The organism is Bacteroidales bacterium (assembly GCA_016707785.1).
Lineage (GTDB): Bacteria > Bacteroidota > Bacteroidia > Bacteroidales > UBA4417 > UBA4417.
Window position 1 is genome coordinate 39,201 of record JADJGZ010000060.1, and the last position, 20,280, is coordinate 59,480.

The 20,280-nt window shown below is 41.8% G+C and carries 16 protein-coding genes and 1 pseudogene; 11 read left to right on the top strand and 6 right to left on the bottom strand.

Translation table 11 applies throughout. The annotated features are described in order from the left end of the window. Positions 1-400 precede the first annotated feature (400 nt). From odhB to IPH84_19960, 3 genes are all read right to left on the bottom strand, one after another. Positions 401-1,675, bottom strand: a complete 1,275-nt coding sequence (gene odhB / locus IPH84_19950) for a 2-oxoglutarate dehydrogenase complex dihydrolipoyllysine-residue succinyltransferase (GenBank protein ID MBK7175434.1) — start codon at positions 1,673-1,675, stop codon at positions 401-403. A 56-nt stretch (positions 1,676-1,731) separates the two neighbouring features. After that, positions 1,732-4,518 carry a 2-oxoglutarate dehydrogenase E1 component gene (locus IPH84_19955; GenBank protein ID MBK7175435.1) on the bottom strand — a complete coding sequence of 929 codons (2,787 nt, stop codon included), beginning with the start codon at positions 4,516-4,518 and terminating at the stop codon, positions 1,732-1,734. Positions 4,519-4,946: 428 nt separating this feature from the next. Continuing rightward, positions 4,947-5,960, bottom strand: coding sequence for a phosphatidylserine/phosphatidylglycerophosphate/cardiolipin synthase family protein (locus tag IPH84_19960; protein MBK7175436.1), 1,014 nt, complete (start codon positions 5,958-5,960; stop codon positions 4,947-4,949). 429 nt (positions 5,961-6,389) lie between these two features. On the opposite strand from IPH84_19960, the gene IPH84_19965 reads away from it, so the two are divergent. The 4 genes from IPH84_19965 (at position 6,390) to IPH84_19980 (ending at position 9,726) form a co-directional block, all read left to right on the top strand. Beyond that, entirely contained in the window at positions 6,390-7,277 is an 888-nt protein-coding gene (locus tag IPH84_19965) for a YicC family protein (protein MBK7175437.1), read from the top strand. Then, the gene (gene gmk / locus IPH84_19970; protein MBK7175438.1) at positions 7,277-7,849 is read left to right on the top strand and encodes a guanylate kinase; all 573 of its coding nucleotides are present in this window, start codon (positions 7,277-7,279) and stop codon (positions 7,847-7,849) included. Before IPH84_19965 ends, gmk begins: the two co-directional genes overlap by 1 nt. 132 nt (positions 7,850-7,981) lie before the next feature. Then, positions 7,982-8,569 carry a nicotinate-nucleotide adenylyltransferase gene (locus IPH84_19975; GenBank protein MBK7175439.1) on the top strand — a complete coding sequence of 196 codons (588 nt, stop codon included), beginning with the start codon at positions 7,982-7,984 and terminating at the stop codon, positions 8,567-8,569. 317 nt (positions 8,570-8,886) lie between these two features. Next, positions 8,887-9,726: a transposase gene (locus tag IPH84_19980; protein ID MBK7175440.1), complete on the top strand. Its 840-nt coding sequence runs from the start codon at positions 8,887-8,889 to the stop codon at positions 9,724-9,726. A 139-nt stretch (positions 9,727-9,865) separates the two neighbouring features. On the opposite strand, the gene IPH84_19985 is transcribed toward IPH84_19980, so the two are convergent. Both IPH84_19985 and IPH84_19990 read right to left on the bottom strand, forming a co-directional pair. After that, entirely contained in the window at positions 9,866-10,657 is a 792-nt protein-coding gene (locus IPH84_19985) for an alpha/beta hydrolase (GenBank protein ID MBK7175441.1), read from the bottom strand. Positions 10,658-10,766: 109 nt separating this feature from the next. Continuing rightward, the gene (locus IPH84_19990) at positions 10,767-12,155 is read right to left on the bottom strand and encodes an aminopeptidase P family protein (GenBank protein ID MBK7175442.1); all 1,389 of its coding nucleotides are present in this window, start codon (positions 12,153-12,155) and stop codon (positions 10,767-10,769) included. Positions 12,156-12,479: 324 nt separating this feature from the next. Here IPH84_19990 and IPH84_19995 point away from each other — a divergent pair, with 324 nt between their 5' ends. Together IPH84_19995 and IPH84_20000 are read left to right on the top strand one after the other, a co-directional pair. After that, the gene (locus IPH84_19995; protein ID MBK7175443.1) at positions 12,480-12,797 is read left to right on the top strand and encodes a hypothetical protein; all 318 of its coding nucleotides are present in this window, start codon (positions 12,480-12,482) and stop codon (positions 12,795-12,797) included. Between the two features lie 83 nt (positions 12,798-12,880). Next, positions 12,881-13,765 (top strand): T9SS type A sorting domain-containing protein, encoded by an 885-nt coding sequence (locus IPH84_20000; GenBank protein MBK7175444.1) that lies wholly within the window; start codon positions 12,881-12,883, stop codon positions 13,763-13,765. Here the strand turns inward: IPH84_20000 and IPH84_20005 are convergent. Then, positions 13,762-15,060 carry an aminopeptidase P family protein gene (locus IPH84_20005; protein ID MBK7175445.1) on the bottom strand — a complete coding sequence of 433 codons (1,299 nt, stop codon included), beginning with the start codon at positions 15,058-15,060 and terminating at the stop codon, positions 13,762-13,764. The two genes, IPH84_20000 and IPH84_20005, sit on opposite strands and share 4 nt — an antisense overlap. A gap of 224 nt (positions 15,061-15,284) precedes the next feature. On the opposite strand from IPH84_20005, the gene IPH84_20010 reads away from it, so the two are divergent. From IPH84_20010 to IPH84_20030, 5 genes and pseudogenes are all read left to right on the top strand, one after another. Further along, positions 15,285-15,950 (top strand): succinate dehydrogenase cytochrome b subunit, encoded by a 666-nt coding sequence (locus tag IPH84_20010; protein ID MBK7175446.1) that lies wholly within the window; start codon positions 15,285-15,287, stop codon positions 15,948-15,950. A gap of 62 nt (positions 15,951-16,012) precedes the next feature. Further along, the gene (locus tag IPH84_20015) at positions 16,013-17,953 is read left to right on the top strand and encodes a fumarate reductase/succinate dehydrogenase flavoprotein subunit (GenBank protein MBK7175447.1); all 1,941 of its coding nucleotides are present in this window, start codon (positions 16,013-16,015) and stop codon (positions 17,951-17,953) included. 241 nt (positions 17,954-18,194) lie between these two features. Then, a pseudogene (locus IPH84_20020) lies at positions 18,195-18,568 on the top strand (four helix bundle protein). A gap of 160 nt (positions 18,569-18,728) precedes the next feature. Beyond that, positions 18,729-19,505 carry a succinate dehydrogenase/fumarate reductase iron-sulfur subunit gene (locus IPH84_20025; protein MBK7175448.1) on the top strand — a complete coding sequence of 259 codons (777 nt, stop codon included), beginning with the start codon at positions 18,729-18,731 and terminating at the stop codon, positions 19,503-19,505. A gap of 144 nt (positions 19,506-19,649) precedes the next feature. Next, positions 19,650-20,174, top strand: coding sequence for a hypothetical protein (locus IPH84_20030; protein ID MBK7175449.1), 525 nt, complete (start codon positions 19,650-19,652; stop codon positions 20,172-20,174). Positions 20,175-20,280: the final 106 nt, after the last annotated feature.

Below are 20,280 nucleotides of genomic sequence, written 5' to 3' on the forward strand. Positions count from 1 at the left end.
ATTCGGCAATTCGGCAATTCGGCAATTCGGCAATTCGGCAATTCGACAATTCGGCAATTCGGCAATTCGGCAATTTGACCTTTCGGCAATTTCCCAAGGAAGCCTTTAGCTCGAAATTTAGAAATGGGGAGTTTGAAGAGGGGTCTTAAATGAAGAGAATTCATTCGTGATAATTCGTGCGTCAATTGACGGATTCGTGCAATTCGTGTTCTATTATTTACCCCTGCAATATAAATTATAAACCTGGGGGTGATTTTGCACTTTGCACTTTGCACTTTTCACTTTGCATTTTGCATTTCACAACCTCCCCAACAGTGATCACTATTGAGCTAGATTCCCTCAGACATGCAGGCTCAGTGCCAAAGGCTCCCCTTCGGGGCACTCAGCACTTAAATAACAACTAAATCCCCAACAACACCTTCACCGGGTCATTGCCTTCGAAAAGCATCTTTACAGGGTTTTCAAGGAGTTCCTTTACCTTGACAAGGAAACTAACCGATTCGCGGCCATCAATCACGCGATGATCATAACTTAAGGCAATGTACATCATCGGGGCGATGACTACTTGTCCGTTTTGAGCAATCGGGCGTTCAATGATATTATGCATTCCCAGGATCGCGCTTTGAGGTGGATTTAAAATCGGGGTTGACATCATGGAACCAAATACACCCCCGTTGGTAATGGTGAATGTACCTCCACTCATCTCATCAAGAGAGATTTTATTCTCGCGCGCTTTAGTGGCCAGCTCTTTTATTTTTAATTCGATCTCGGCCAGGGTAAGAGTTTCAGCATTTCGGATCACAGGAACAACCAACCCTTTAGGAGCACTGACAGCAATCCCTATATCAGCATACTTGCTGTAAATGAGTTCATCACCCTCTATCATAGCATTCACCTGGGGGAAATGCCCCAATGCCTGGGTAACTGCCTTTGTAAAAAATGACATGAAACCAATCCCGACACCATATTTCTCTTTAAAGGTATCGTTGAATTGCTTCTTGAGTCCCATGATATTCGACATATTCACCTCATTGAAAGTGGTAAGCATGGCTGTTTCATTCTTAACAGAAACCAATCGTTTACCAAGTTTTACCCTCAAGGTGGTCATTTTCTTCCGGTCCTGATCTCTTGTTCCACCCCATGATGGCTGGGGCACATTCTGAGGAATTATGGCCTTTTTTTCAGCCACGTCCATAATATCTCTTCTTGTGATCCTTATATGTTCAATGATTTCATTCTCACTCAGGTTCTTTTCCTCCATCATCTTCCTTGCCAGTGGTGAAAGATGCAGGCTTTTTTCAGCAAATTCAACCTGAGCAGGTTTTGACTCAGTCGGTTTTACCTCAGTGGGTTTTGTAACCTCCTGTTTCACTTGTGGTTCCTTAGGAGCTGCTTCTACTTCCTTCACCGTAACCGGCTTTACAGGAGCAGAACCCACCGCATCAGTATCGATCCGGGCTACAACCGATCCCACAGCAATTGTTTCACCTGCTTCTACAAGGATCTGAATCTTTCCTGCAGCTTCAGCATTGGCAGTTAATGTAGCTTTATCAGAATCTATTTCTGCCAGTTCGGCATCCTTTTCAACATAATCGCCATCTTTTACCAGCCAATTCACAAGTTGGACTTCTGTAATGCTTTCCCCCGGACTCGGGACTTTCACCTCAATGAGCATAATGATTTAACTTTATTTCAGTAGTAAATATACAGCAAAATTCAAAGATAAAGGGCTTACCTGGAGCCGGTTGTTTTCTCCACGGCCTGCCATTCCTTTGGGGCACATAACATTTTACAGGCTTTATTCCGATTCTCACAGGTACAATCACCAAAAGCCTTATCAATGATCTTCGCCTGCCTCAGGATATGCAGCTTAGGGGAACCTGTTGCCGGACTACCGCTTTCGGGCCTGGCTACCAATAATAGTTTCACCTCCTTGAAATTCCTGAGAATGAATGACCAGGCTCCCATATTGGCTGGTTCCTCCTGCACCCAGGAGAAGATAGAAGCATTCTTGTATTTGCTGATTACAGCCTTCATTTTCTCAACAGGCAATGGATAGAGTTGCTCTATTCTGATAAATGCAACATCAAAACGTCCTCTTTTTTCTCTTTCAGCGATCAGATCATAATAAACCTTACCTGAACAGAAATCCACCCTGGTAACTTCTTCAGCTTTTACTTTATCATCATCAATCACCTCCTCAAAATGACCTGAAACCAGGTCTTCAATGGGAGATACACATTGAGGATGGCGCAACAGGCTCTTTGGAGTGAATACAACCAAAGGTTTTCGAAAATCGCGGTGAACCTGCCGCCTTAAAAGGTGGAAAAAATTAGCAGGGGTAGTACAGTTTGCAATTTGCATATTATTTTCGGCACAGGATTGCAGAAAGCGTTCAATCCTGGCACTCGAGTGCTCCGGGCCTTGTCCTTCATATCCATGAGGCAGAAGCATCACCAGGGAGTTCATCACCCTCCATTTCTCTTCAGCACTGCTGATATACTGGTCAATTACAATTTGGGCTCCATTGAAGAAATCCCCAAATTGTGCTTCCCATATTGTTAATGCATTAGGTGAAGCCAGGGAATATCCGTATTCAAATCCTAGTACGCCATATTCTGACAGAGGTGAATTATATACTTCGAAAGAGGCCTGGCCAGGACTGATATTTTGCAGAGGTGTATATTTCTCTTCAGAATCCTCCATAGTAAGAACAGCATGCCGATGCGAAAAAGTACCCCTCTGTGAATCCTGGCCACTTAACCTCACCGGAATACCTTCTGTTGTCAGGGTTCCATAAGCCATCAATTCAGCCATTGCCCAATCGAACATGCCATTATCAACAACCATTTGACGACGATCTTCTGTAAGTTTAGCCATCTTTTTGAAAATGGGCTTTCCTTCAGGAAGATGGGTGATTTTCCTAGCCATCTCCAGGAGGAACTCTTTCTCTACCCCGGTGGCTACTGGTGTATCCCAATCCCCGGGCTCAGCGAAACGCAGCTTATCCCACGATGATTGCAGAAATGACATCACCCTTGATTTTTCATCGGCTTTGGAAGCTTGCAACTCTGATTCCAGCTGATCGAAAAATGTCTTCTCCATTACATCAGCTTCCGACTGGGAAATAGTGCCCTTGTCAATTAGCTGTGAAATGTAGATTGAGCGGGGATCCGGATGCTTTTCAATGATTTTATACAATATGGGCTGGGTAAACCGTGGTTCATCCCCTTCATTGTGGCCATGTTTCCTGTACCCCAATAAATCAATAAATACATCTTTATGGAATTTCTGACGGAATTCAATTGCCAATTCTACTGCAAATACAACATCCTCAACGGCATCGGCATTCACATGAAATATGGGACATTGCGTAGTCTTGGCTACATCCGTACAATAAACCGAACTACGGGCATCCAGGTAATTGGTAGTAAAGCCTACCTGGTTATTTACTACGAGGTGAATAGTTCCACCTGTTGAGTATCCCGATAATTCTGACATCTGCAGGGTTTCGTATACAACACCCTGTCCGGCAATAGAAGCATCACCATGAATAATAATTGGCACAACTGCCTTATGATCCCTGGAGTGCTCATGGTCAATTTTACAACGGGCAATTCCTTCAACTACCGGTCCTACTGTTTCGAGGTGAGAAGGATTGGGAGCAAGGCTCAGGCTGATCGTTTTCCCATTGCGGGTAGTACGTTCAGATGAAAAACCGAGGTGATATTTTACATCCCCAAGCAATGATTCATCTTCAAATTCCTTGCCCTGGAATTCATTAAAGATATCCTGGTAATGCTTTCCCAATATGTTAGCCAGCACACTAAGCCGACCTCTGTGAGGCATCCCGATCACAAACTCCTGAATTCCGTTTTCTGATCCTTTTTCAATGATTGCATCCAGTGCCGGGATCAGGGATTCACAGCCTTCAAGTGAAAAGCGTTTTTGCCCGGTGAATTTCTTATGCAGAAACTTCTCGAAAAGTACAGCCCTGGAAAGTTGTTCAAGGATGGACAGGCTCTTGGCAGCATCGAAATCGGGAGCATTTCGCGTACTCTCCATGCGATTCTTAAGCCAATCGTATACTTCCAGGCGCCTGATATAGGCATATTCTATTCCAATTGAATGACAATACGTCTGATTCAGATGGGAAATGATATCACGAAGACTGGCTTTCCCTATTCCGATGTCGTTCCCCGCTTCGAACTTCACATCCAGGTCAGATGCATCAAGCCCAAAATTGTCAATGTCAAGGGTTGGAAGGTATTTCCTCCTGGTGCGGACAGGATTTGTAAGGGTAAAGAGATGGCCTCTTTTACGATATTCGTTGATCAGCTCCAGGACCTTGAACTCTTTATGAGCAAAGGGATTGGTACCAATACGACCGGAAAACTCGAAACCTTCAAAAAAGCGACGCCAGCCTGTATCAACTGATTCAGGATTATTTTTGAATTGCTGGTAAAGCGATTCTATTGCTTCACCTTCTGCATTATTGAGATAGGACAATGGATCCATAAAAACCGGGTTGAAAAGCTTACTGCTAAACCCTTTTAAAAAACATTGATTTAACAGCTTTGTTTGATCAAAGGTAGGATATTCTTCATTACGATCAAATTGAAGTTTCCCCCCCCTTTCCCCCCCCCTTCCCCCGCCGCCCCCCCCTCCCCCTTCCTTCCTTCCTCCCCCCCCCTCCCCCTTTTTTCCCCCCCCCCCCTCCGCCCCTGGTCCCCCCCCGCCCGCGCCCCCCTCCCTCCCCCCCCCTTCCTCTCCCCCCCCCGCCCCCCGGGCCCCGGTTTCCCCCCTCCCCTTCGCCCCCCCCCCCCCCCCCCGGGCCCCCCCCGCCCGCGCGGCGCAGGGGATCAATTAGCCCAACAGGAGCCGAAAATCACTAAAAACAGGAGAAATACCATTGAAGAATTCAGAAAATAAAAAGGAAGCATTTTTTAGAATAAATGCCTGAAAGGAAGCAGTAACCAACCTAGTAGTTTCTCGAATTTCGGCCGGCGTAACCAGGCATGATGGTCAAATTCGAGACAATGCTCCAGTGTTTCATTTACATGCAGTTTCACTTCCTCAACTATGCCTTTATGCTTACCAAATAACATGATCTCATGTTGATACCGGAAACTCCTGTAATCAAAATTCGGGGAACCGAGTCCAAAAATTTCATCATCAATCAGCATCAGTTTTGCATGCAGGTTATTCGGTGTATAGAATACGACCCGGATTCCATTATTATAATAGTACCCCATATACTTATTCCGCAGAAGATCAACAGCTCTTACATCTGAGTGCTGCGGCAGAATAATGGTAACACTGACACCCTTCCTGGCAACTGTTGCAAGTATTTTCCTTAACTTGTATCCCGGCAGGAAATAAGGCGTTTCAATCAACACTTCCCTTTTAGCTTTACTGATTAACTTTTCCAGCTTCGATTTGACCTGCTGACGATAAATGGAGGGGTTATCCTGAACAATTTCAAATTCATGAAAAGAAATAGTCTTCTTGAATGAAAATTTATTTAGGATATACTTATTGTAAATCTTGAAACTATCAAGGAATGATCGTTTGAAAACTTCTGCCATCCCACCTGTTATTCTTAGCACCGACTCCCTCCAGGCATGGGAATATCCTGTAATATTAGCAGATCCGATATAAAGGATCTGATCGTCGATGATAAGCATCTTCCGGTGGTTACGTTTGTGATTCCGGGTGAAAAAGTCGAAAGCAAGTCTGATCTTTCTGAAAAACCTTACCTCCGCACCTAACCGGATCAATTCACTGAAGAAGGTTTCATTATAGGTAACACCCCAGGAGTCTACCATGAGTTTGATCTTCACACCTTGCCGTGCTTTTTTTTCCAGGGCTTCCCGAAACTGGATGCCTGTTTCATCATTCCCAAACTTATAGGTTTCCAGGTAGATATAACGCGTAGCTTTCTCAATATCGATAAGCATTGCCTGGTAAAACAACGGAGGCTTATCAAATAACCTGTAGCCGGTGATATGGTCGATCGGGCGAATAATATTCAGAGATTGGAATGTAAATTTAGTAATTCCATTTTTACATCAGAGTTTTATACTGAATCTTAGCTAATATGCGAAGTCATTTTGGCATAGATTCAGTTATACCGGGGCGTACAAGTTTCGATTTTTCGCAAACTCATCTAGCAACGGTATAAATAAAAATACAGGCATACTAAACAACTTGCCTTTGCAGGAGTAGTTTTTACAGCATAAGATATGCAAGGGATTCATTGTTATACTTCGGCTGAACGGGTTTGCTATATTTATTCGCCGGAACATGCTCAGTATAACTGAATCTAATCATCTTTGCTTCGCAAACCTGACAAGATTCAATATATCTTTGTGATTAAAATAAAGATCATGATCAGATCGATGACAGCCTATGGCAAAGGGATTGCTGAGTTGGGTGGTAAGACCATCACCGTGGAAGTACGCTCCCTGAACAGTAAACAACTGGACCTTAATACCCGACTACCACAACTCTTCAGAGAGAAAGAATTTGAAATCAGGGCAGCCATCAATAAAGTGCTGGAGCGGGGCAAAGTCGATTTTACCATTTCGATTGACCATGATTCAGAAGCCTCTGTTTCAGGGGTAAACAAAGCCCTTGCAAAGCAGTATCACAAGGAAATTCTTGAATTGGCTGAAGAGTTGAATGCTCCAATCGGTGATGATCTTATTACTTCCATCCTTAAACTCCCGGATGTATTAAAATCGGAAAAAGAAACTCTTGATGAAGAAGACTGGTTGTTGGTTAGAAAAGCCATTGATGAAGCGCTCTCAAAAGCAGATATCTTCCGGATTGAAGAAGGTTCACATCTGGAAACTGATATGCATATGAGGATAGATACCATTATGCAATACCTTGACGAAGTTAAACCTTATGAGGAAGCAAGAATTTTGAACCTCCGGGATAGATTTGAACGAAACCAGGCTGAGTTTGTCAATAATCGCCCAAATATGGAGAAATTTGATGAAAACCGCTTTGAACAGGAAATATTCTGGTACCTCGAAAAATTGGATATCACTGAAGAAAAACAACGCTTGAAGAAACATTGTATTTACTTCAATGAAACGCTGGGAAGCAATGAATCTAATGGACGAAAATTAGGGTTCATCACCCAGGAAATCGGTCGGGAGATAAACACTCTTGGTTCCAAAGCCAGTGATGCAGATATTCAAAAAATCGTGGTCCGAATGAAAGATGAACTTGAAAAAATCAAGGAACAATTAGGCAATATCCTTTAATGACATCCATTTCTAAAATGATCATCGTATCTGCACCCTCCGGCGCAGGAAAAAGTACCATAGTCCGGCACCTGCTGAATTGCAGCCTCGGACTTGAATTCTCTGTTTCAGCCACGAGCAGGCCTATTCGTCCCGGGGAAATCGACGGACGCGAGTACCATTTCATTGGGGCAGATCAATTCAGAGAAAAGATTGAAGCAGGTGAGTTACTGGAATGGCAGGAAGTTTACCCTGGTTCCTTCTATGGCACCCTGGTTTCAGAAGTCGACAGAATTCATGCTTCCGGACATTATCCTATTTTTGATGTGGATGTGGTCGGCGGGTTGAATATTAAGAAAATGTACGGAGAACGAGCTTTGGCTTTGTTTATAAAACCTCCCGCTATTGAGGTTCTTGAAAAACGTTTGCGTGATCGTGCCACCGATTCAGAAGAGAGCCTCAGGAAGCGTTTGGAAAAAGTTCGCTGGGAGCTCGAATTTGCAGGAAAATTCGATAAAGTCATTATTAATGACCAATTAGAGATAGCCCTGGCTGAAGCTGAGAATTTAACCAGGACATTTTTGAATCAATAAAATGGTGAAATCCAGATCATTAAATTTATTCACATTCTCCTGGTGAAAGAATGATCGTTCAGATTTTAAGAAAATGCAGAGAGTCTAAAATTTACACCCAAAAGAGCAACAATAAACCTAAACGAACCTGGAATGGTGAACTCAAAAAAAACCGGACTTCTTTTCGGATCATTTAATCCGATTCACATCGGGCACCTGATTATTGCCGGTTATATGCTGGAATTCAGCGACCTGGAAGAAGTGTGGTTTGTAGTTTCTCCCCAGAATCCGCTTAAAGAAAGGAACAGCCTGCTGGCCGATCATCACAGACTGATGCTGGTAAATATTGCCATTGAGAATGATTACCGCTTCAGGTCCAGTAATATTGAATTCGACCTTCCCAGGCCCTCCTATACCATTCATACCCTTGCCTATTTACAGGAAAAATATCCAGGGCGGGAATTCGTATTGATCACCGGGACCGACATCTTCCCGACCTTTCATAAATGGAAAAACTGGGAACAACTGCTTGAATTCTACAAGTTCTATGTCTATCCAAGGCCAGGGAGTGAGGATCATGAACTGATTTCACATCCTTCGGTCACACTATTTAATGCGCCCCAGGTTGAAATTTCTGCAACTTTTATCAGGCAGGGGCTCAGGGATAGAAAAGATATGAGATATTTCCTTCCCGAAAAAGTTTATGATTATATCAGGGAGATGCATTTCTATGAGAAATAAATATCCTGACCTTACTTAATCAACTATTATCTATTTAGTATTTCAAATAAAAAATCAGCCAACACCTCCAAACAAAAAACATTCATTATCCATTCTTTCAAAAAGCAAGTCTTTTTTATCTTTTCATTTAGCACTTTTAACTTAAAATTTTTTACTACTCACTATTCACAAATCACTATTCACTAATCACTATTCACTATTCACTATTCACTATTCACTATTCACTATTACTATTCACTATTCACTATTCACTATTCACTATTCACTATTCACTATTCACTATTCACTATTCACTATTCACTATTAAGACTTAGGTTATGAAAAAATTCAACAACAAATTCAGGATTCCCTCAACCCGCTTGCAAAATTGGGATTATGGATGGGATGCCGCCTATTTCATCACAATTTGCACCTACAACAAGGAACATTTTTTCGGAAAGGTAGTAAATGGACAAATGGTTTTATCCCATGTAGGTATTATTGCCGATATTATGTGGTATGAAATAGTAAAACATCACGAACATATTTTATTGGATGCATTTGTAGTAATGCCGAATCATTTGCATGGAATAATTATCATTCATCATGATAAATCCACGGACCATGACGGGGTTATTCATAACCCGGAACGTGACGGGGTTATTTTTAACCCGGTAGAGACAAGGCATGCCTTGTCTCTACCGGAATCCCGTTCCACACCGGAATCCCGTTCCACACCGGATTTCGAACCCACCCCGGATACCGAATCTACCCCGGATACCGAATCTACCCCGGACACCGAATCTACCCCGGATTTCGAACCCACACCGGATACCGAACCATTATCCGACCCACCCATGGATATCGAATCGCTCCCTACAACAAATTATTATCACATTACGAACTATCCATCGGAACATGCTATACATTCCGAAAAAATTCCCGGTGAAACGATTGGACAAAAACGGTTTCAAAATCAAGGCAAAAACACCATTTCCTCAATATTGGGATCATTTAAGTCATCCGTCACAAAACATGTGCATCGCCTTGGCCTTGATTGTGAATGGCAGGAGCGCTTCTTCGACCGCATTGTTAGGGATGAAGAAGCACATAAAAGGATTCAACAATATATCATCAATAACCCCAGGAACTGGAATAAAGACAGGTTTAATATTTAATGGGAGAACCTTCCTGGTAAACCTTTATTCAGGAGCCATTTTAGTTCGGGTTAAGACCTCTGAACATGGAAAAGGCAACAAAGAAAGAAACTTGTTATTTTTCGAAAATGTTGAAGAAAGGTTTTAATCAATTCTTTCATTACACTTCATGGCAAAATGTCGAATTGCCTGGAAAGTAACCCGTGGAGCTTCTATATAACCCATATGTTCCTACATGATCGAGAAGCAGCACTTCAGAATGCGCAGGAATTACAGCCTGTGCCAGTACCTGGTTATAAGGAATTCTTGAATCCTGTTTTCCAATAATAAATAATACCGGCTTATCCGTATTCATCAGGAAAAGTAATCCTCCTTTCCTATCCTTCATTCCTGCAATGGCTGCAACAATTCCATCGGGACTCATCTTTGATGCTTCCTCAAGTAGTCCGGCAATTTCTTCCTGGTAGTTTCCCACATAACGCTGATCGAAAAGATCCGGGATGAACTGCTTGATAAATCCGGCCCGGTTTTGTTTAACGATGTTGATAGTCCTGCGCCGGTTTTCACGTGCCTCTTCACTATCTGTGGATGCCTGGGAATGAAACAATACAATGCCTTTCAATTGCTCAGGATATTTCCGGGCAAATTCAAGGGCTACATATCCCCCCATGCTATGCCCGACAACAACTGCCGCTACAATACCTTCCTGAAGAAGTACCTTATTCACGATATCTGCCATCAAATCCATGCTATGAACTTCAGCAAGTACCTCTGACTCTCCATGACCGGGTAAATCAATAACAACTACCTTAAATTGCTCAGCAAGTTTTGAGGCAAATGAGTTCCAGATTTGGCCCGATTCGATGAATCCATGAAGTAACACTATGGTGCTGCCACTTCCCAGTTCGTGGTAGGAAATTTTTTTCCCATCAATCTCCAGCTCTTTTTTCATTTCCTGTTTATAGTATTTATGTAGAAAAAACAGACAATCTAATGCCTCCTTTCAGAGTCATATAGCCAAAAATGACAATGAGAAAAGCAGTAAACTTTACCAACAAGAACTACATTCCCATAGTAGCTTCCACTTCAGCAACCGTCTTTGGAATAGGCTTACCCAAAATCCTGCATCCATGCTCAGTTACCAGTATATCATCTTCAATTCGTATACCACCAAAATCGCGATATTCCTCAACTTTCTCATAGTTGATGAATTCTGGGAACTTGTTTTCTGATTTCCAGAGATCAATCAATTCAGGAATGAAGTATATTCCCGGTTCATTGGTGATCACGAATCCCGGCTGAAGTCGGCGGCCCATCCGGAGGTAAGCTGTTCCAAACTGGCTGCTGGGTTGAATTTCTTTATCATACCCAACATTGATCTGACCCAGGCCTTCCATATCGTGAACATCGAGTCCCAGCATATGGCCTAATCCATGTGGGAAGAATAAGGCATGAGCACCTGCATCCACAGCCTGTTGAACATCTCCTTTCATCAATCCAAGTTCTTTCAGCCCTTTAGCAATCGTTTCACAGGCAACCCTATGACACTCGCTGTAAAGCACTCCGGGTTTGGTGGCTTTAATGGAGCGAAGGTTGGCGTCAAGAACAATCTCATAGATCTCTTTCTGCCTTTGACTGAACTTCCCCCCAACAGGAACTGTCCGTGTGATATCGCTGGCATAAAGCAGACTTGATTCAGTCCCACCATCCATTACCAGCATCCTTCCCTCTTTTAAAAAGTTTTCATGGTGGTGGTTATGCAATATTTGTCCATTGATACTTAAAATAATAGGAAAGGAAACAGGCCTGCCATGTGCTACTGAAATTCCTTCCATGGTTCCAACAATCTCCTGCTCCTTCACGCCTGGTTTAGCCATTTTCATTCCAGTGGTAAACATCAGGTACGCAGTATCTACCGCCTTTTCGATCTCTGCAATCTCTTCTTCACTTTTGATGGAACGAAGCTTTACAATGGCATTTATGAGGGCCATCGATACATAATTCTTCAGCTTCATAGGTTTAATCCCCAGAAGGTCACTCAGAAGCAGTGTAGTTTCAGCCCTGTATGCTGGTACAAAATGAATCTGCTTGCCTTTTTTGATGGCATTTGTAATAAACTCTGCCAACTGACCAAAGCCGGCTGTATTTTTAACCCCTGCCTTTTCGGCCAACTTGCTGACTGAAGGTTGTGGCCCCATCCAAATAATATCATCTATATCAATATCATTCCCGAAAATATAATCCACCCCATTATCAAGGTCAATAACTCCGGCAAAATCAGGATGGTCCAGACCGAAAAAATAGGAGAAATTACTATCCTGCCTGAACGAATAAGTATTTGCCGGGTAGTTGTAAGCCGCCTCAGTATTACCTGGAAGTAAAACAATCCCTGTTGTAAGTTCTTTGCGAAGGGCATTCCGACGCTGGATATAAGTTTCTGTAGAGAACATAATATTTGTTTTTCTAAGATGAATATTTATTGGAAAATGGCAAATTTCATGGAGTCATTATGCATATTTACAGTAATACAGTACTATCTTTGTTATACTTTCAATCTAAATAATACCTATTCTGCATTTATACTCATGCTTGGCAGGTTTGCGAAAGCAAAACTGCTTAGAATGAGTTATACCGAGAGAAGGAATTGCATTATTTTCGCAAATCTACCACGATTCGGTATAGCAAAAATAATCATTTGGATTTGAGCCCAAGAAATAAAACCATTCATTGAAGAAAATTGTTTATTAATTGTAAAACACACTAAAAACTTCATCATGAAAAAGATACTTACAGCTATTCTCTTCTTTTTTATTTTTATTGCTTTTGTTTCTGGTCAAACAGCTAAGGAATGGAACAAACAAGGAATCGACCATTTCAAAAAAATGGAATACAAACAGGCTTTTGAAAGTTTTACCAAAGCCATTGAGTTAGATCCGAAGCTGGGAGAAGCTTACTATAACAGGGCAAACTCATGGTACCAACTCCCTTCGGATGCATATCCGAATCATGATGGGTGCCTTGACCTGAAAAAAGCTAAGGAACTAGGTTTTAAAGGAGCTGATGCAAAAATTAAAGAATTCGCATGTAGTTGAAGACAAGCAATATAACATATACTTTTAAACATCTGTAATATATTTTCCCCTGTTTTAACTATCTATTATTTAGCTGCGTTTTTATGAAAAAATCTATTTTGATCATGCTGTTTTCATTTACAGCATTAATTGGCTTGTGTCAACCCTGGTGGGATATTACTTTTGATGATCCTGCCTATTTAAGCAAAGTCATTCTCCAACCAGAAACTTCAGGCATTAATTGCTGGCAAATCGGACATCCACAAAAAACAGTTTTCAACACAGCATATTCGCCTGTCAATGTGATGGTTACCGATACTGTAAATGCTTACCCTGTAAATGATACCTCATCTTTTATTATTACTCATCTTGCAGGTGATGGCTGGCATTTTGCTTATCCGAAAATAGATATAACCGGCTGGTACTATGTTAATTCTGATAGTCTTACGGATTATGGTTTCATCGAATTCTCACTGGATCACGGAATCACCTGGCTGAGCGTTGATAGTGCACAATATAATGGATGCTGCACCTGGGGTGCAATTCAGGACAAACCAGTACTAACGGGTAATTCTTACGACTGGAAACCCTTTTCATATTGCATTTGTCCTCCTTCAACAATGGAATATGAAGATACCGTCCTCTATAAATTTACTTTTGTGAGTGATGGGATTGATACCCAGAAGGATGGACTTATGTTTGATAACCTGCACTTCGAAGATTGGGCAGAAGGAATCCCTGAACCCAATAATGCTGAAGGAATAAAAATCTATCCAAACCCGGTTTCCAATTATTTCTTTTTGGAACTCAAGGAAATCTTAAAATCCTGTTCCATTGAAATCGCTGATGCTCAGGGCAGAGTTGTATTGAAAATCAACAGGTATAATAAGGAATCTGTCGATGTAAGTCATCTGCCTGCAGGAATATATTCAGTGAAAGTTATGGATGGAAAATCCTTTTCTGTAAAAAAGTTCCTGATCAGGCACTAGACCACGATATTTCTTTTCGACATTAATTCCTCGATTTCATCCGGCTCAATAGGGATATCAGCCATAAGATTCAGAGGGATATGGTCCACCATTACATCATTCTCCAACCTGATCCCAATGCCTTCTTCAGGTATATAAATTCCCGGTTCGCAAGTCATCACCATGCCTCTTACAAATTCATCCTGCCTGCTTCCTACATCATGCACATCCAACCCCAGGAAATGGCCTGTGCCATGCATGTAATATTTGAAAAATGCCGGAGAAGCAGGGTCCTGGTTTTTCACTTCTTCTTCCGTGATCAGCCCTAACCCGATTAATTCCTTTTCCATGAGCTTACATACCTGGGCATGCCATTTCTCATTGGTAGTTCCCGGGACCAGCATTTCCATACCAGCCTTAAGTAAACGCAAAACGGCCTCATAGACTTGACGCTGCCTGGGAGTGAATTTTCCATTAACAGGAATGGTACGGCTCATATCCGCACAGTAATTTCCATATTCGGCACCCACATCCAATAAAAGCAGATCCCCGCTTTTTAACTCCTGGTCATTGCTGACATAATGAAGAACGCAGGCATTTTTCCCGGAGGCAACAATTGGCTGGTAGGCATGGCCTGATCCCTTCCTTGCAAATTCATGTGTAAATGCAGCTTCAACTTCATATTCCAGCAGGCCGGGTTTCACAAAGTCTAGTATTCTTAGAAAACCATCCTTCGTGAGGTCGCATGCCTTCTGCATTTGAGCAATCTCTTCCCATTCTTTAACCTTTCGCAATTCAGTAATCATAGGGGCAAGTCTTTCATAGGAATGGACTGGGAAATCCCTCTTCATTTTTTCTGCAAAACGAGTGTCCCTTGAGGATACCTCAGTGATGAATTTAACATATTCATTCTGATTGAGATACACCGTCTGAACCCGGCTCATCTGATCTCTTAAAGTTAGTTCAAAATCTTCGAGCCATTTGATGGTTTTCACCCCTGAAATGGCCCTGGCTTCCTCAAGCGTGTATTTATAACCATTCCAGGTCACCATCAGGTCGCTGGTTTTAACAGTAAATATAACTTCCCGTAGAGCTTCTACAGGATGAGATGGGCAAAGCGTCAGGACACATTTTTCCTGGTCCAGGCCGGTGAGATAAAATAAATCAGAATTCTGCCTGAAGGAATAAGTCTGATCGCCACTCCTGGGCATTTCATCATTGGCATTAACGATAGCCATTGAATTAGGTTTCATCATTCGCAATAATTTGCTGCGATTCCGGATATAGAGTTCTGAGGAAAGGGGCTGATATCTCATGGTATAGTAACTTTTAAAAAGTTAAAAATATTAATCTGGTCTGAAAGCAGTATCCTTCATGCTGAATTTCAATCTTTTGTCTAAAACATCTAAAAAATTAGTTATTTAGGTCTGAGAGAAACAAATATTCCTATTTTTGTTCTGAGCGTTACGTAGTCAAAAGTAACATTTTTCTTTATCTACCTCGTTGTCCTTTCCAGCAAATAAGGTAAATCACCAGCCATATGAGCCATATCGCATTATTCTATTCCTCCATTACTAAAAAAGTAATCCTTGCACTTGCCGGGTTGTTCCTCATCACCTTCCTTGTGCTGCACCTGATCATCAACCTCCTGATACTATCACCTGATGGCGGGGTCGCTTACAGTGAAGCGGTTCACTTTATGGGGACGAATCCCATTATCAAATTCATGGAAATTTTCCTTTTTGGAGGATTCGCTATCCATATTTTGCTGGGGATTATTATCCAGATTTATAATTGGATGGCCAGGCCGGTTAGATATAAGGTAGAAGGATTCTCCCATACCTCCTTCTTTTCCAAATACATGATCCATACAGGGGCCATCATTTTTGTATTCCTGTTGGTTCATTTCTTTAACTTCTATTTTGTTAAACTAGGGATTGTAGATCCACCGGCAGGACTGGAAAGGGAAGATTTCTACCAAATGGCTATCCTGCTTTTTTCGAATAATTTTTATGCCATCTTATACATCGTACTGATGCTGTTCCTGGCATTTCACCTGAATCATGCCTTTCAATCCGCATTTCAAACCCTGGGACTGAATCATAGTAAATATACTCCTGTGGTGAAATGGGCAGGAACTATATATTCCATTATTATCCCACTCGGATTTGCCTTGATTCCTGCTTACTTCCTGTTCATCAAGTAGTGAATCACACTTTTCTAAAGTCTTTATTCATACCAGATCAACCAGCCATATAATCTTAAGCGATGAGCAAGCTTAACTCTAAAATACCAGCAGGCCCTTTATCACAAAAGTGGTCAAATTACAAGGATCATATCAACCTTGTAAATCCTGCCAATAAAAGAAAACTGGATATTATTGTGGTAGGAACCGGGCTGGCCGGGGCCTCAGCAGCAGCATCGCTTGGTGCTCTTGGCTTTAAAGTAAAAGCCTTCTGTTACCAGGACAGTCCCCGCAGGGCACATAGTATCGCTGCCCAGGGCGGGATCAATGCCTCCAAGAATTACCAGAACGACGGCGATAGCATCTATCGTTTATTCTATGATACCATCAAAGGAGGAGATTACCGTGCCCGCGAAGCCAATGTTTACCGGTTGGCTGAAGTTAGCGGCAATATCATCGATCAAAGTGTAGCCCTGGGAGTACCTTTCGCCAGGGAATATGGCGGATTACTCGACAACCGCTCATTTGGCGGTGCCCAGGTTTCCAGGACCTTTTATGCAAGGGGCCAGACAGGTCAGCAATTGCTGCTTGGAGCTTACAGCGCTCTAAGTCGCCAGATAAAGTTGGGCAATGTAGAAATGTATGCACGTCATGAGATGTTGGATCTTGTACTCATCGATGGACGTGCCCGTGGCATTATTGCCCGTAACCTGGTTGATGGAAAAATTGAGCGTTTTGCAGCACACACCGTTGTATTAGCAACCGGAGGATATGGCAATGTCTTTTTCCTTTCAACAAATGCTATGGGCTCCAACGCTACAGCAATCTGGAAAGCCTACAAAAGAGGGGCCCTCTTTGGAAATCCCTGCTATACCCAAATCCATCCAACCTGTATTCCTGTTCATGGCGATTACCAGAGCAAACTTACCCTGATGAGTGAGAGTCTCCGGAACGACGGACGCATCTGGGTACCCAAAAAGAAAGAAGACGCGGAAGCGCTGCGTCATGGAAAAATGAAGCCGGTCGATATCAGGGAAGAGGACCGTGACTACTATCTCGAACGCCGTTATCCTGCTTTCGGGAACTTAGTCCCTCGTGATGTTGCTTCAAGGGCAGCAAAAGAACGATGTGATGCAGGATTTGGAGTCGGCGAAACAGGCCTGGCCGTTTTCCTGGACTTTGCAGCAGCCATTAAACGACTGGGAAAGAATACCATAGAAGAACGTTATGGAAACCTTTTCCAGATGTATTACAAAATCGTTAATGAAGACCCTTACGAAAACCCAATGATGATTTACCCTGCGGTGCATTATACCATGGGTGGACTCTGGGTCGATTATGAACTTCAATCTACCATCCCCGGACTCTTTATTGCCGGAGAAGCGAACTTCAGCGATCATGGTGCAAACCGCCTGGGAGCCTCTGCTTTGATGCAGGGACTTGCTGATGGCTATTTCGTACTCCCCTATACCCTGCAGAATTACCTGGCGGATCAGATCAATGTTCCTAGGTTCACCACCGACAGGCCTGAATTTGATACCACTGAAAAGGAAGTGAAAGACAGAATCCAGAAACTAATGTCAGTGAATGGCACGAAAACCGTGGATCATTTTCATAAGCAGCTGGGCAAAATCATGTGGGATTATGTTGGGATGGGCCGCAATAAAGCCGGATTAGAAAAGGCATTAGGAATGATAAGGGAAGTTAAAACAGCTTTTTGGAAGGATGTGCGTATCCTTGGAGATGTTGAAGGCTTAAACCCTGAACTGGAAAAAGCCGGACGCGTAGCCGACTTCCTCGAATTAGGGGAACTCATGGCAATGGATGCTCTGAACCGCGAAGAATCCTGTGGTGGTCACTTCCGGGAAGAATTCCAGACTCCTGAAGGCGAAGCCCTCCGTAATGATAATGATTTCATGTATGTGGCAGCATGGGAGTATAAAGGCGACAATTCTACCCCCGAATTACATAAGGAATCGCTTGAATATGAGTCTATAGAGGTGAAACAGCGGAATTATAAGTAGAGTGACTAGTGACTAGTGACTAGTAAATAGGTAATAGAGACTAGAGATTAGAGACTAGAGATTAGAGATTAGAGATTAGAGATTAAACATTAGAGATCAGACATTAGACATTAGACATTAGAGATCAGACATTAGACATTAGAGATTAAGACTGGTCTATGGGGATACATGATAAGTGGCTGGTGATTAGTGAATGACTGTCCATTAATAAATAATTGAGTAAATTATTTCTCGCAACATTATGTCAATTCAGACTTATAAAGACCTTGAAGTTTGGAAAAGGTCTATGGAATTGGTAAAAAACACCTACTTAGTATCAAACAACTTCCCTAAAAATGAAGTATATGGACTGACATCACAAATTCGCAGAGCTGCTGTTACTGTTCCCTCAATATAGCAGAAGGCTGGGGACGATCTACAACTGGATTATTTGTACAATCGCTTAGAATTTCACGTGGATCGCTCATGGAACTAGAAACTGAATTGACCATTGCAAAAGAATTGAATTACTTGTCGGAAGAAGAACTTACACCACTTAACCAACTCATAACTGAATCAGGGAAAATGCTGAATTCCCTCATTCATAAACTGGAAAACAAGAAAAACTCAGTGTAAAAAAATTGAATAAGAAAAAGAATGATACAAACTTATGTTATGGTTAAGTTTAAATATCATTCTGATTTGAATAATAACAATCGTAAAAGAAAAACCACTAGTTACTAGTTACTAGTCACTATTCACTGATCTCTAGTGGCTATTCGCAAAATCTACTGATATGAACTTCACATTAAAAATCTGGAAACAGAAGAACGCTAAAGCAAAAGGCAAATTTGTGACCTACAAAATCAACGACATCTCCTCGAATTGTTCATTCCTGGAAATGCTTGATATCCTGAATGAGCAACTGGTGGTGAAGGGTGAAGAACCCGTAGCTTTCGACCACGATTGCCGTGAAGGAATTTGTGGCACATGCAGCCTGTATATCAACGGCCGTCCTCATGGTCCTGATGATGCGGTTACTACCTGCCAGCTCCATATGCGAAAGTTCAAAGATGGAGATACCATAGTCATTGAACCCTGGAGAGCCCGTCCTTTCCCGGTTATTAAAGACCTTATCTGCAACAGGGAGGCCTTTGACCAGATCATACAGGCCGGGGGATTTATTTCAGTAAATACCGGCGGAATTCCGGATGCCAATGCAATCCTGATCCCAAAGGAAAATGCAGATCATTCAATGGATGCAGCTGCATGTATCGGTTGCGGCGCCTGTGTTGCAGCTTGTAAAAACGCTTCTGCAATGCTATTTGTTTCGGCTAAAGTAGCCCACCTCTCCTACCTTCCACAGGGGAAAGCGGAAGCAACTGAACGGGTACAGGCAATGGTTAAAAAAATGGATGAGCTAGGCTTTGGAAATTGCACAAATACCGGGGCCTGTGAAGCAGAATGTCCTAAACAAATCTCTATTGATAATATTGCCAGGATGAACCGGGAGTTCCTGGGAGCAAAAATCGGGGCTCAAAAGAAAAGTGCTTCTTCTGGCGGAGGATTCTGAAAGAAATTGTAAACTTAAATTTAACGAAAACCCCACATGAATAAGCATGTGGTTGATAGGTATTGAGTTTACTTAATTAAAAAATTGCACTATTGAGGTTATCATTCAGCTGAATGAAATTTTAAAAATAACCTCACAAAAAAAATGAAAACAATAAAACTCACACTCTATTCCCTGTTATTCATTTTTATCTTGGCTTTGATATACTATATACCCAGAATAAATTTCAACCCTCTGTTTGCTGATATTAAAATTGATAAAAAATTTTATTATGATTATTTCCCTGAAACCGCTATGCCTGAACAATACAACGAAATTTCAGGTTATGAAGATATAGAAAGAAAAAAATTCCCAAGAACAAAACCCGGCAAAGTTATTCTTACAGAAAACACAAAATTTTTAAAGACAAAGAATGAATTGTCAGAATACGAGATTCAAGAACTACTGAGATTATTAAATGATAGTTCAAATTATGAATGGGGGGAACTAGGTACTCCAGAGGTGCATTACTATTTTGAATTCTTTAACGATAAGAAAGAACTAATCGGTATTACCATGGTGGATTTAGAGGGTATGGCCTATTCAGAACCCTATTTGGGAAAAATGAAATGGTGTGCATTTAAAAAAATTGATGCATTAGAAAAGCTGATTTCGGAAATTGAAGAATAAAAACCTCATACCATAACCCATTTTAGATAGATTCAAGGGGTGAGTATCCGTCAAAATTTCAATTTCAAAAAAAGAATTCATAATCAGACTAATTGTTCTTTAACTT

Coding starts and splice junctions, on each gene's coding strand:
- odhB (MBK7175434.1), bottom strand. CDS start 1,675: ATGCTCATTGAGGTGAAAGTCCCGAGTCCGGGGGAAAGCATTACAGAA.
- IPH84_19955 (MBK7175435.1), bottom strand. CDS start 4,518: ATGGATCCATTGTCCTATCTCAATAATGCAGAAGGTGAAGCAATAGAA.
- IPH84_19960 (MBK7175436.1), bottom strand. CDS start 5,960: ATGCTTATCGATATTGAGAAAGCTACGCGTTATATCTACCTGGAAACC.
- IPH84_19965 (MBK7175437.1), top strand. CDS start 6,390: ATGATCAGATCGATGACAGCCTATGGCAAAGGGATTGCTGAGTTGGGT.
- gmk (MBK7175438.1), top strand. CDS start 7,277: ATGACATCCATTTCTAAAATGATCATCGTATCTGCACCCTCCGGCGCA.
- IPH84_19975 (MBK7175439.1), top strand. CDS start 7,982: ATGGTGAACTCAAAAAAAACCGGACTTCTTTTCGGATCATTTAATCCG.
- IPH84_19980 (MBK7175440.1), top strand. CDS start 8,887: ATGAAAAAATTCAACAACAAATTCAGGATTCCCTCAACCCGCTTGCAA.
- IPH84_19985 (MBK7175441.1), bottom strand. CDS start 10,657: ATGAAAAAAGAGCTGGAGATTGATGGGAAAAAAATTTCCTACCACGAA.
- IPH84_19990 (MBK7175442.1), bottom strand. CDS start 12,155: ATGTTCTCTACAGAAACTTATATCCAGCGTCGGAATGCCCTTCGCAAA.
- IPH84_19995 (MBK7175443.1), top strand. CDS start 12,480: ATGAAAAAGATACTTACAGCTATTCTCTTCTTTTTTATTTTTATTGCT.
- IPH84_20000 (MBK7175444.1), top strand. CDS start 12,881: ATGAAAAAATCTATTTTGATCATGCTGTTTTCATTTACAGCATTAATT.
- IPH84_20005 (MBK7175445.1), bottom strand. CDS start 15,060: ATGAGATATCAGCCCCTTTCCTCAGAACTCTATATCCGGAATCGCAGC.
- IPH84_20010 (MBK7175446.1), top strand. CDS start 15,285: ATGAGCCATATCGCATTATTCTATTCCTCCATTACTAAAAAAGTAATC.
- IPH84_20015 (MBK7175447.1), top strand. CDS start 16,013: ATGAGCAAGCTTAACTCTAAAATACCAGCAGGCCCTTTATCACAAAAG.
- IPH84_20025 (MBK7175448.1), top strand. CDS start 18,729: ATGAACTTCACATTAAAAATCTGGAAACAGAAGAACGCTAAAGCAAAA.
- IPH84_20030 (MBK7175449.1), top strand. CDS start 19,650: ATGAAAACAATAAAACTCACACTCTATTCCCTGTTATTCATTTTTATC.